The organism is Limnohabitans sp. (assembly GCF_044361985.1).
Taxonomy (GTDB): domain Bacteria; phylum Pseudomonadota; class Gammaproteobacteria; order Burkholderiales; family Burkholderiaceae_C; genus Limnohabitans_A.
Map to the genome: position 1 here is coordinate 1 of NZ_JBIKHV010000077.1, position 10,535 is coordinate 10,535.

16 protein-coding genes are annotated in these 10,535 nt (G+C 59.7%); 5 read left to right on the forward strand and 11 right to left on the reverse strand.

What is annotated here, in order from left to right; translation table 11 throughout:
• Positions 1-352 (reverse strand): pseudouridine synthase (locus ACIQ3A_RS11635; RefSeq protein ID WP_396431899.1); only part of this gene is annotated, 352 nt, incomplete at its 3' end.
• Between ACIQ3A_RS11635 and ACIQ3A_RS11640 the strand changes: the two genes are divergently transcribed.
• Positions 351-1,073: an SOS response-associated peptidase family protein gene (locus ACIQ3A_RS11640; protein ID WP_396431900.1), complete on the forward strand. Its 723-nt coding sequence runs from the start codon at positions 351-353 to the stop codon at positions 1,071-1,073. The two genes, ACIQ3A_RS11635 and ACIQ3A_RS11640, sit on opposite strands and share 2 nt — an antisense overlap.
• Before the next feature lie 157 nt (positions 1,074-1,230).
• Here the strand turns inward: ACIQ3A_RS11640 and ACIQ3A_RS11645 are convergent, their stop codons facing one another.
• The 5 genes from ACIQ3A_RS11645 to ACIQ3A_RS11665 all read right to left on the reverse strand — a co-directional run bounded on the left by ACIQ3A_RS11645 (position 1,231) and on the right by ACIQ3A_RS11665 (position 3,597).
• Positions 1,231-1,848 carry a pyridoxamine 5'-phosphate oxidase family protein gene (locus ACIQ3A_RS11645; RefSeq protein ID WP_396431901.1) on the reverse strand — a complete coding sequence of 206 codons (618 nt, stop codon included), beginning with the start codon at positions 1,846-1,848 and terminating at the stop codon, positions 1,231-1,233.
• Positions 1,849-2,007: 159 nt separating this feature from the next.
• Entirely contained in the window at positions 2,008-2,175 is a 168-nt protein-coding gene (locus tag ACIQ3A_RS11650) for an addiction module protein (RefSeq protein WP_396431902.1), read from the reverse strand.
• Positions 2,176-2,372: 197 nt separating this feature from the next.
• Complete coding sequence (locus ACIQ3A_RS11655; protein WP_396431903.1) at positions 2,373-2,720, reverse strand: DUF86 domain-containing protein; 348 nt, start codon at positions 2,718-2,720, stop codon at positions 2,373-2,375.
• Positions 2,717-3,007 carry a nucleotidyltransferase family protein gene (locus ACIQ3A_RS11660; protein ID WP_396431904.1) on the reverse strand — a complete coding sequence of 97 codons (291 nt, stop codon included), beginning with the start codon at positions 3,005-3,007 and terminating at the stop codon, positions 2,717-2,719. Before ACIQ3A_RS11660 ends, ACIQ3A_RS11655 begins: the two co-directional genes overlap by 4 nt.
• A 50-nt stretch (positions 3,008-3,057) precedes the next feature.
• The gene (locus ACIQ3A_RS11665) at positions 3,058-3,597 is read right to left on the reverse strand and encodes a DUF924 family protein (protein ID WP_396431905.1); all 540 of its coding nucleotides are present in this window, start codon (positions 3,595-3,597) and stop codon (positions 3,058-3,060) included.
• Positions 3,598-3,670: 73 nt separating this feature from the next.
• Here ACIQ3A_RS11665 and ACIQ3A_RS11670 point away from each other — a divergent pair, with 73 nt between their 5' ends.
• Both ACIQ3A_RS11670 and ACIQ3A_RS11675 read left to right on the forward strand, forming a co-directional pair.
• Positions 3,671-3,991, forward strand: a complete 321-nt coding sequence (locus ACIQ3A_RS11670; RefSeq protein ID WP_396431906.1) for a type II toxin-antitoxin system Phd/YefM family antitoxin — start codon at positions 3,671-3,673, stop codon at positions 3,989-3,991.
• Positions 3,984-4,376, forward strand: coding sequence for a type II toxin-antitoxin system RelE/ParE family toxin (locus ACIQ3A_RS11675; RefSeq protein WP_396431907.1), 393 nt, complete (start codon positions 3,984-3,986; stop codon positions 4,374-4,376). The genes ACIQ3A_RS11670 and ACIQ3A_RS11675 overlap by 8 nt, the downstream gene beginning before the upstream one ends.
• 15 nt (positions 4,377-4,391) lie before the next feature.
• Here ACIQ3A_RS11675 and ACIQ3A_RS11680 read toward each other — a convergent pair whose 3' ends face one another.
• Together ACIQ3A_RS11680 and ACIQ3A_RS11685 are read right to left on the reverse strand one after the other, a co-directional pair.
• Complete coding sequence (locus ACIQ3A_RS11680) at positions 4,392-5,225, reverse strand: GIY-YIG nuclease family protein (RefSeq protein ID WP_396431908.1); 834 nt, start codon at positions 5,223-5,225, stop codon at positions 4,392-4,394.
• 58 nt (positions 5,226-5,283) lie between these two features.
• The gene (locus ACIQ3A_RS11685; RefSeq protein ID WP_396431909.1) at positions 5,284-7,176 is read right to left on the reverse strand and encodes a glutamine--tRNA ligase/YqeY domain fusion protein; all 1,893 of its coding nucleotides are present in this window, start codon (positions 7,174-7,176) and stop codon (positions 5,284-5,286) included.
• 160 nt (positions 7,177-7,336) lie between these two features.
• Between ACIQ3A_RS11685 and ACIQ3A_RS11690 the strand changes: the two genes are divergently transcribed.
• Complete coding sequence (locus tag ACIQ3A_RS11690) at positions 7,337-7,768, forward strand: hypothetical protein (protein ID WP_396431910.1); 432 nt, start codon at positions 7,337-7,339, stop codon at positions 7,766-7,768.
• 34 nt (positions 7,769-7,802) lie between these two features.
• Here ACIQ3A_RS11690 and ACIQ3A_RS11695 read toward each other — a convergent pair whose 3' ends face one another.
• Both ACIQ3A_RS11695 and ACIQ3A_RS11700 read right to left on the reverse strand, forming a co-directional pair.
• Positions 7,803-8,312 (reverse strand): TIGR02281 family clan AA aspartic protease, encoded by a 510-nt coding sequence (locus ACIQ3A_RS11695; protein WP_396431911.1) that lies wholly within the window; start codon positions 8,310-8,312, stop codon positions 7,803-7,805.
• Positions 8,313-8,321: 9 nt separating this feature from the next.
• Positions 8,322-8,729: a DUF2306 domain-containing protein gene (locus ACIQ3A_RS11700; RefSeq protein ID WP_396431912.1), complete on the reverse strand. Its 408-nt coding sequence runs from the start codon at positions 8,727-8,729 to the stop codon at positions 8,322-8,324.
• Between the two features lie 122 nt (positions 8,730-8,851).
• Here ACIQ3A_RS11700 and ACIQ3A_RS11705 point away from each other — a divergent pair, with 122 nt between their 5' ends.
• The gene (locus ACIQ3A_RS11705; RefSeq protein WP_396431913.1) at positions 8,852-9,676 is read left to right on the forward strand and encodes an undecaprenyl-diphosphate phosphatase; all 825 of its coding nucleotides are present in this window, start codon (positions 8,852-8,854) and stop codon (positions 9,674-9,676) included.
• On the opposite strand, the gene ACIQ3A_RS11710 is transcribed toward ACIQ3A_RS11705, so the two are convergent.
• The gene (locus ACIQ3A_RS11710) at positions 9,677-10,492 is read right to left on the reverse strand and encodes an alpha/beta hydrolase (RefSeq protein ID WP_396431914.1); all 816 of its coding nucleotides are present in this window, start codon (positions 10,490-10,492) and stop codon (positions 9,677-9,679) included. It abuts the gene before it with no gap.
• Between the last annotated feature and the right edge of the window lie 43 nt (positions 10,493-10,535).

The following is a 10,535-nucleotide window of genomic DNA, read 5'->3' on the forward strand; positions in this document are numbered from 1 at the left end:
CCTGTACCAAGTAAGTTTTTTCCATCTTGAAGCGGGGGTCTGCAATGCGGGCTTGCAACTGGCCGTCGTCGGTCAGCAGCAACAAGCCCTCGCTGTCGGCGTCCAGCCGCCCGGCCACATACACACCGGGCAGGTCAATCAGGTCCTTGAGTCCGCGCCAACGCCCTTCGGGGGTGAACTGGCTGAGCACGCCATAGGGTTTGTTGAATCGGATCAGCATGGTGGGGCTTGAGTGGGTGCGAAGCGGGCCGCAGCGTGCTTGAAAAATCAAGGTCAAAGGCCAGGGCGTGAGCGTATCAGGTCGTGGGGCCAAGCCGGCTGCGCCTTGGCTGTCGGTTAGCATCGTCCGCATGAGTAACCAATATGAATGCCTGAAAAGTGCCGACCTGTATGCCGAAGCTTTTGGCATCGCCCCCCCAGAGGTCTTGCTGGGCAAAGAAGTCTGGCCGCGCCAACCAGGCTTTTTCATCCGCAAAGCCGAGCCTACCAGCATCACTCCCGCCGAGCCTGCCGAGCCGGCCTTGGCCGATACCGAAGTGACTGCTACATTGCCAGCGCCCGTGCCGCTGGTGATGGAACTGGCCCAAGGCCAATTCGGTTTGGTGCCCACCTGGGTCAAGTCGGCTTCAGACGCCAAACTGCGCTCGACCAAACTGGCCGTGACGCGCTACGAAACCATGAGCACTGCCACGCCGACGCGTGATGTTTGGCTCAAAGGCCAGCGTTGCATCATTCCCATGCAGGCATTTATCGAAGAAGATTGGCGCAGCGGCAAAGGCGTGCCCACCCGCATCGCCCGGGTGGACGGCAAACCCATGGGCGTGGCAGGCCTGTGGGAGCGGTGGACCCAGGGCAGCGAAAAAATCATCAGCTACACCCTGCTCTCAGTGAATGCCAACAGCCACGCGCTGATGAACCGTTATGGGCAAAACGGCAACGAAAAACGCATGCCTGCCATCCTGAACGAAGGGGCCTACGGCGCCTGGCTCAGCGCTCCGCTGGAAAAAGCCCGCGAGTTCATGCGCGCCTATCCGACCAACTTGCTGTTGGCCAATCCGGTGCAGAAAAAGTAAGTGAAGCCAGCTGCCTGTTTCGCAGGCAGTGCGCGCCAAGCCCCATGGTTGCAGGGTCTGCGCGGATATCCCTGCAGTTGTCCACAGCTTCATTCACAGAAGGCCAGTGCAACTTTGCGCACCGTGCTGGTGCAAATGCAAATGCAAATGCAAATGCTCACAGCGACTGCTGGTAGCGCTCCAGCATTTGGGCCTGGGTTTCGGCCTCAATGTCTTCGCCCTTGAAGGCGCGGATCTGATCACGCATCATCTCGGCCATGCTGGGCAGTTGCGCGCGGTCGGTGTGGTGGCTGGCATCCCACAGCTTTGAGCGCATAAAAGCCTTGGCGCAATGCAGATAGACCGACTCCACCGTCAGGCGGATCACCAGTGTGGGCGTGCGCCGCTCATCGGCACACAGTGCCAAATCGGCCGGATCGGTGGACAGCACGGCGCTGCCATTGACGCGCAAAGTCTCGTCAAAGCCCGGCACCATGAACAAGGTGCCCAGGCGGCCCGAGGCAATGATGTTCTCCAGCGTGTCCAGCCGGTTGTTGCCAGGCGCATCGGGCAACAAAAGTGTTTGCTCGTTCAGCACCTTGACGAATCCTGGATCGCCCCCACGAGGCGACGCGTCCATGTGCCCGTGCGCATCGCTGCTTGCCAGCACCACAAACGGCGACAGGCCAATGACCTGCACCGCGTGCGCGTCGAGTGCCGGAATTTCTTTTTTGAGCGAACGCTCACGGGCGGGGCCGTAGAGCGCGCGCAGGGCAGTGAGAGTGGTGATGTGCATGGATAACTTCAGTGAGATCAATTCACACGGCTTTGCCAATACGCAGGCCGACGGTGCAAATGGGCAACGGCCACGATCAGAATGCCTTGCACATCTTGGCTGTAAATCACGCCGTATGGGAATCTGCGCAGTCGGCAGCGGCGTGCAGCAGCCGCACGCTCATGCTGTTTTGGCTTGGTATTTGGCAATGACCTCGTTCAGGGGGCTTGCTTGAACCTCACCCCGGCGGTAAGCGGCCAAATGGCTTTCTGCTTCTTGTGCCCATTGCGCATCCAACGAGCTGTCACGCTCGTCCAGCGTATCCAAAATCTGATCGACCAAAGCCATGCGCTCCTCGGGGGGGCAGTTGTAATGCTGGATCGCAAAGTGGTTTGGCGGTTGGCATGGTGAACTCCAACGGAAGGTGGAAAGTCAGTTTAGCGAAGTTAAGCGCTCAAGGACATTCAAGTCGGTATTACATACAAGTTTATGTGCATGGTCGCATCTGAACGCCAAGCTGCGAGGGTTAAAACCCAGACCTCGGCTCACTCTGAGACGATGGAATCGAGCTGAACTTTGAGCGCGGGCAGGGCCGTTTGCAGAGTGTCCCAGACCACGGCGAGGTCGATATCGAAATAGCCGTGTGCAATTCGGTTGCGCATGCCGCGCATACTTCGCCACGGGATTTCAGCATGCTGGCCCGCAAACTCTGGGTGCTGGTCCATGACTTTGGTTGCCGCTTCGCCCAAGACAATCAAGCTCATCACCACCGCCTGTTGCGTGCGCTTGTCCTGCTCGAAATCGGGGTGCGCCATACCTTCTGTGAATGCCTGTGCGTCAGCGATCGCTTGGCGCATGTGACCCAAATAATTGGGTAAACGGTTGATCGTCATAGCGGACGGGCTTCTTGCACCACCGCATCCCGAAACTTGGCGGGCAAGTCTTTGGGCGTGAGCACATCCACAGACACACCCAACAAGGTTTGCAACTCGTCTTGCAAGCCACCCAGGTCAAACAGCGTGGTGCCGGGCAGAGGGTCGACCAACAAATCCAAGTCGCTGCCCTCGATGTCATCACCATGCAAAGCTGAGCCGAACACCCGAGGGTTCGCCACGCGATAACGGGCTGCGGCTTGGCAGACGGCATCGCGGTGTTGGCTGAGTGCTTGGGATGGGCGCATGGAGGTAAGTTTAATTCGTTTAAATAGCCGATGCCAAATAAAAGACACGCCTAGAACGAAGACCCAGGCTCACTCAAAAACACCAGTTCGTCTGGCGTGGACTCGCGGCCAAAGATGGTGTTGCGGTGGGGGTAGCGGCCGAAGCGGTCGATGATGGCCTTGTGCTTTAGCTCGAAGCGCAGGGTGTCTTCCATGCCTGGCTGCGCAAATAGGGTGACAGCTTGCGCGTGCGCCAGGGCGGACTCGCTGTGCATGTAAGGCATGTAGGCAAAGCTGCGCTGCGCCAAGGGCAGGTTGCGGTCTTGTCCAATGGCCACCAGCTCTTGCGCCAGCGCCAAGGCCAGCGCGTCCTGCGCAAAGGCTCGGGGCGTGTCGCGGTAAACGTTGCGCGAGAACTGGTCTAGCACCAAGACCTCGGCCAGCCGCCCCTCGGGCGTGGCGCGCCAGGCAAACAACTCACACTTGGCTGCGGCCTCCAGCGTGGCACCGAAACGGGCGCGGATGGCTTCGTCCAAAGCAGCGTCTTTGGCGAAGTGCTGCTTGGGGGTGAGTTCGGTGAACCAGAAGTGGAGGATGGATTGGGGTTGCATATAGTCCGTAAGTTAGCAAAAATTTGAGTTGATTTATAATGTGCAGAATTCTGCAATGTCATAGGAGCCGGTCATGGGTTTTTCTGCCAGCGATGTCGTGCCATTCACGCAAGCACGCGCCCATCTGTCCGAACTGGCTGACCAGGCCAAGGCCGGTGCAGAGAAGATCATCACCAAGAACGGCGAGAGCTACGTCGCGCTGATCGACGCCGACCGACTCGACTACTACCACCGGCTGGAGCGCGAACGCATTCACCTGCTGTTGATCGACGATGCCAAGCGCGGCTTGGCCGACATCGCTGCTGGCCGCACGTTTGAAGCAGATGCCGCCCTTGACCAGCTGCAACAGCTGGGCAAGACCGCCATCAAACGCCCTGCCAAGCAACGTGGCTGACCATCTGTATCGGGTTGAGCTGACCGCCAGCTTCTTGGATCGCCTTGAGTCCATTGAAGTGTTTTTAGTGGCAGCGGACGCGGGCTTTGCATTCGATGACTTGCTGGCCGAAATTCGCGCCACGGTCATCCCAAACCTGCGGCGCTTTCCGCGCATGGGGCGGCGCTACTTGGCCAACCCACCCCAGTCGGCCGAGGCGCTGGCGCTGCTGGCGGCCATGCCTGCGGGTGCGCCGGATGCGCTGCGTGAATACTTGCACGGCGACTACCTGATCCTCTACACAGCCATGGACGCACAAGAGACGGTGGTCCTACTGTCCATCCGGCACCACCGGCAACTTTCGTTTGACTTTGCGCGTTTGTGGCCGTCAGCACCTGAACACTAGGGGTGTGTTTTGCGGTCAGTTGGCATCCGCGCTGATGACGCCTCGCCGTTTGACCTCATCCAAAGTCTTACCCGATGTCGTTTTCCATTCGACCCAGCCATTAGCAGATCGCCCCATGACCGCCATGGCGGCTGTGCTGGGGCTGGAAAACAAGTGGTCACGTGTGAAGACCAGCAGAGCACCAGAGCTACCGGGTTGTTCGGCCAACACGCCTTCAATGACCAATTGGCTTCGCATGCGTTCGTTCGATGTGCCTTGGATAGATGCCACGATCTCGGCACGCCCCTTCGAGCCTTTGTGCACGACGAAACCCTCACTGGTGTATTCGCCCACGCCATCAGCCCCTGAGCCTTTGCAATAAAACAATTCGACGGTGCCTTTAGCGCTCGGGGCACTGGTCAAAGGCTCAAAAATGGGTTGGCCCAGCGTGGCCAGCAAGGTAGCGGCGGTTTCGTGAATCTCATGGCAATCGGCTTGTAGTGGTGCCGGTGTGTAGGGCTGTGAGCCGGTGTTACCGTTCTCTAAGCCATAACGTCCTGCTTTTGTGGCCTCGGCAATGGCCAACCATTCCAGAAACAGGGCATGCGTTTGCGTCATGCTGTTGGTCAGTGAAATGACGACGAACGCACGATTCCAGAAGTCTTTGTTCTGGTGGTGCTGCTCCAATCGTTTGCCCACATTGCCGGATTGACCGATATAGGTACGAGGCAAGCCCGCTTCAGACAGTTCGCCCATCAAAAAATACACGCCTACTTGTTCTGACTCAGGCATTTTGAGGAAGTCGGCCAACTGGCTGCGCGGCACCTCGATCACGCGAACAATGCGCGTCGTGATCTCAGCTACGCGCATGCCACGCGGGTCACCGCTTGGGAGGAAGATTTGAATAGTCTGAGGGCGTGACATTGGCTTACTTACCCCAGCTGTCCTTCAACCCCGTCACCCGGTTAAACACCGGCTTGGCTCCCGCCACGTGGTCAGCCCGATCCGCCACAAAGTAGCCAAAGCGCTCAAACTGAAACTTCTGGTCCGGCTGCGCAGCGGCCAGTGACGGTTCCACATAGGCGGTCACCACTTTCAGGCTGTCGGGGTTGAGCGATAGCAGGAAGTCTTTGCCGCCTGCATCGGGCTGTGCGTCCATGAACAGGCGGTCGTACAGGCGCACTTCTGCTTGCACGCCGTCGGCCACGCTCACCCAGGTGATGGCAGCTTTGGCTTTGACGCTGTCGGCGCCGGGCGTGCCGCTCTTGGTGCCGGGGATCACTTTGGCGTGCACTTCGGTCACGCGTCCTGCCGCGTCGCGCACGCAACCGGTGCATTCAATCACGTAGCCGCCTTTGAGGCGCACTACCGCACCAGCGGACGCAGTGCCGTCCGCGTTCTTTTGCGGCGGGGAAAGGCGTTTGTAGCCCTTGGGCGGCACTTCTTCAAAGTCTTCGCGCTCAATCCACACCTCTTTGCCGATCTTGAAGCTGCGGTCGGTGGGGGGCGTTTGGCCCTCGGCGATGGCGCTGTGGGGCAGGGCGGGTTGGCTGCAGTCCTCCAGGTAGCGATCGCTGCCAAAGGCTTCGGCCCAGTTGGTCAGCACCAGCTTGACGGGGTCGAGCACGGCCATGCCGCGGTGGGCTTTGTTTTCCAGGTCTTCGCGCAGGCACCCTTCAAGGGTGCTGTAGTCGATCCAACTGTCGCTCTTGGTTACGCCAATGCGGTCGGCAAACAGGCGTAGGCTCTCGGGCGTGTAGCCCCGGCGGCGCAGGCCCACGATGGTCGGCATGCGGGGGTCGTCCCAGCCGCTCACTTTGTTTTCATTCACCAGTTGCGCCAGCTTGCGTTTGCTGGTGATCACATAGGTCAGGTTCAGGCGGGCAAATTCATACTGTTTAGGGCTGGGCGCGGCTAAGAGTTTGCACTCGCACAGGCGTTCCATCAGCCAGTCGTAAAACGGGCGCTGGTCTTCAAACTCCAGCGTGCACAGGCTGTGGGTGATTTGCTCCAGCGCGTCTTCAATCGGGTGGGCAAAGGTGTACATCGGGTAGATGCACCATTTGTCGCCCGTATGGTGGTGGGTGGCGCGGCGGATGCGGTAGATGGCCGGGTCGCGCAAATTGAGGTTGGGCGAGGCCATGTCGATCTTGGCGCGCAGCACGGCGGCGCCATCGGCTAGCTTGGCATCGCGCATTTCGCGAAAGCGGGCCAAGTTTTCTGCGACGGTGCGGCTGCGAAACGGGCTGTCCACACCGGGTTTGCCAAAGTCGCCCCGGTTGGCGCGCATGTCTTCGGCGCTTTGTTCGTCCACATAGGCGTGGCCGGCTGCAATCAGCGCCTCGGCAGCGCGGTACATGAAGTCAAAGTAGTCGCTGGCTTGGTAGGGTGCGGCGCTGCAGTCCTCGTATGCGGCTGCGCCTTGGGCCTGGCCCAGCTGTGCCCAGCTAAAACCGAGCCACTTCACGGCGTCAATGATGGAGTTGACGTACTCGGTGTCTTCTTTTTCGGGGTTGGTGTCGTCAAAGCGCAGGTGGCACACGCCGCCGTACTCTTGCGCCAGCCCGAAGTTGATGCAGATGCTTTTGGCGTGGCCCACATGCAGGTAGCCGTTGGGCTCGGGTGGAAAGCGGGTGCGGATTTTGGCTGGGTCGGGTTGGCCTGCATCGTGGTGTGCGGCGTCGCCAGGGCTGCCGGCCCAGCGGCGGCTGGCATAGGTGCCTTTGGCCAGGTCGCTTTCGATGATCTGGCGCAGGAAGTTGCTGACTTTGTGTTCTGTCGCAGTGCTCTGGCCTTGGGCTTTGTCGGTGGGGAAATTCATAAGCTTGATTTTAGGGCTTGGCGCGGGCGATTCCATGCCCTGTCCGTTACGATTAGAAACCACTTTAAAGCGGATCAGGTGCACCGATCACCCCTCTGTCGCGCTTAAGACGCAGGGAGCTTGTTTTCAATAAGAGCCAATAAATCAGAGGTGCTTTGTTATGCGTTTTACATTTAAACCGTCTTTTTCAAGAGCCGTCGCGCTGCTCGGCCTGCTGGGCTTGGCTTTTGCGCAGGTGGGTTGCGCCCATCCATTGGTGGTCGAGCCGTCCGTGTCGGTTCACTCCCGCATCGGCCATTTCCCGGTGTATGCCCAGGTGGGGTTGCCCGGGCCTGTGGTGTATGCCCTGCCACCCCGCGTGATCTTCGCCCCACCACCACCGCCCCGGGTGGTGTTTGTGCCCCGTGTTTATGCGCCTGGTGCGTATGCCCCCCGTGTTTATGCACCTGTTCAAGGCTGGGGTTACGGGCATGACGGTCGTCAAAGGGGACATGAACAAAGGGGGCAAGAACGCAGGCACGAGCGGCACGATGACGGTGGGCGCGGTCGCGGCCGCGGTGGGTGGGACCACCGGGACAATGGTCATCGCTGAAGGCCATGCACTGGGGCCATGAAGCCGCCAGTTTTTAAGGCCGCTGGCGGAGCACCATCTCGTCGCGCCTGATTTCAACGTCAAAGTGCTTTAAAAAGGCCTGCCCCAGCAGCGCTTGTTCGGGCAGCAGGCCGCTCAGGCCCACGGTGACGCTGGTGTCATTGAGCACCAGATGCCCCGCGCGCACGGGCACACTGCGCACCAGTTGGCCGGGGCGCTGGCCATTGGCTGTGTGCATGGTGATGTTTTGGCCCGCAGGCAGCCCGGCTTGGTTGGCCAGCGCTTCGCTGACGCTCACGTGGCTGGCCCCGGTGTCCACCAAAAAAGTGACCGGCTGGCGGTTGACTTCGCCCGCGACCTGAAAATGCCCGTCGCGCTGGCGCGGGATGACCAGTTCGCCTGAGCTCAGCGCATAGGGCTTGAGGCTGGCCTGGCGGTTTTGCTCGATGCGCTCAAACGCCAGATACAGCGCTGCTGCAACCAGCAGCCACACGGCGGTGATGGCCAGGGCGCCGAGTCGGGTGGTTTTTTGGATGGAGGGCATGGGCATGCTTTATCCCGCAGCGCCAGACCAAAGCCATTGACCCAACAAACGTCCAGGCAATAAAGTGAATGCACCTGTCACCAGACAAGCCAGTCCATAGAGCCATTGCATGGTTTTTCGATGGCCAGCAATATGACCATCAGCCAGATAGCGAAATGCCCGATACAGGCTGAACAAGGTCAGAGGAATAAGCAGGTGAATCGGGGTGTAACCCCAAACATTGGGCAGATTGAAGTCGCGTATCAACAACCCCGAGAGGGCGGCGCCCAGCATGCAGGTGACCCAGGCGTAACCAAAAGCCCGGTGAAGACGGGGTCGTGTGATCCGGCCCATGCGGGCCCAAAGTGCCCACGGACCCAAGACCGTGGCGGTCAGGGCTAAGGTCATGTGTACGGCGATGGTGTGTGTCAGTTGCATGGTGATTGCTGAAGGCTCTCTTTGAACAACACTGTGACACAGGTTGTGGTGGCGATTCTCTTGCCTCATTCTGAGGCGCTGTCCAGCAGCGATAATCCACCCAGATTTTTTGGGGAACGCTTGTGGATCTGATGTTGTTGTTCAAAGCCGCCGTGATGGGCGTGGTCGAGGGTCTGACCGAGTTCTTGCCGATTTCGTCCACCGGGCATTTGATCTTGGCCGGGGCCTTGCTGGGCTTTGACGACGAGAAGGCCAAGGTGTTTGACATCGCCATCCAGACCGGAGCGATCCTGGCGGTGATCATTGTGTATTGGCAAAAGATCAGTTCCACCGTGCGCGCCTTGCCGCACAGTGCCGATGCGCAGCGCTTTGCGCTCAACGTGTTGATTGCCTTTGTGCCCGCTGTGATTTTGGGCCTGTTGTTTGGCAAGGCCATCAAGGCGAACTTGTTCACGCCCGAAGTGGTGGCGACCACATTCATCCTCGGTGGGTTCGTCATTTTGTGGGCCGAGCGGCGTCGTACCCAGGTCATTCGCATTGGCGAGGTTGAAGACATGCGCTGGCAAGACGCCCTGAAGGTGGGCTTGGTGCAATGTCTGGCCATGATCCCGGGGACCAGCCGCAGCGGTGCCACCATCATCGGCGGCATGTTGCTGGGCATGTCACGAAAAGCGGCGACCGACTTTTCCTTTTACCTGGCCATTCCCACCTTGATTGGCGCCGGCGCTTACAGCCTCTACAAAGACCGGGCCTTGCTCAGCCTGGCCGATGCGCCGATGTTTGTCGTCGGCCTGGTGTTTTCTTTCCTCAGCGCCTGGGTGTGCGTGCGCTGGCTGCTCAAGTTCATCTCGACCAACAGCTTCGAGGTGTTTGCCTGGTACCGAATCGTGTTCGGTTTGGTGGTGCTGGGCACCAGCTACAGCGGGCTGGTGACCTGGGCGGCCTGATCAGGCACCCAGATTCAGCAACGACGCTTCGATGGCCGCGGCAGTGGCCAGGGGCTTTTCCATCGGGAACAGGTGTGAGCCGTCCAGCATCATGATGCGCCCTTTGACCACCTGATGGGTCAATTCGACGCCGGCTTGGCGCATTTCGGCAGAATGGGTGCCGCCGATAAAAGCGGCAGGGCACTTGAGGGGTTTGCGCTTGAGCAGGCTGTCGAGTTTGTGCGGCAGGCTGTTGTAGATCGCGGTTTCAATGTCGCGGTCAAAGCTCAGGTAGCGCTCGCCATTGCGCTCACTATTGCGCTCAATAGTGCCGTGCTCCACATAGTCGCGCAAGACCTGCGGGTCCCATTGCGCAAATGATTTTTTATGCTGGAAATTGTCCAGTGCTGCTTCAATGCTGGGCCAATGGTTGCGTCGCCGCTGGCTGATGCGCCCGGGCGACAAAGCACCAATCAAGGGTGTGCGTTTGGCCAGGCCCAGAGTGGTGGCGCGCCAGCCGCCCAACACGGGCGAGTCGATCAGCAAAACACCGCGCGCCAGCTCGGGGTGACGGGCAGCGCACATCAAACTCAAAATGCCCCCCAGTGAGTGACCCACCAGAAAAGCAGGTTCGCCATCGCCTTGCTGGGTGCGCGCAAAGTCGGCCAGCTGTTCGACCAGGTGGGGCCAGTTGTTGGTCACAGGGTACTGCGGGTCGTGGCCCAGTTTTTCTAAGGCACTGACCTCAAAGCCGCGCTGGCGCAGGCTGTCAAACAAAACGCGGTAAGTGCTGGCCGGGAAACTGTTGCCGTGCGAGAAGACGATGCGCGCGGCCATCAAATCAGCTTCTCGTCGGGGGTGGTGATTTTCTTCAGCACGG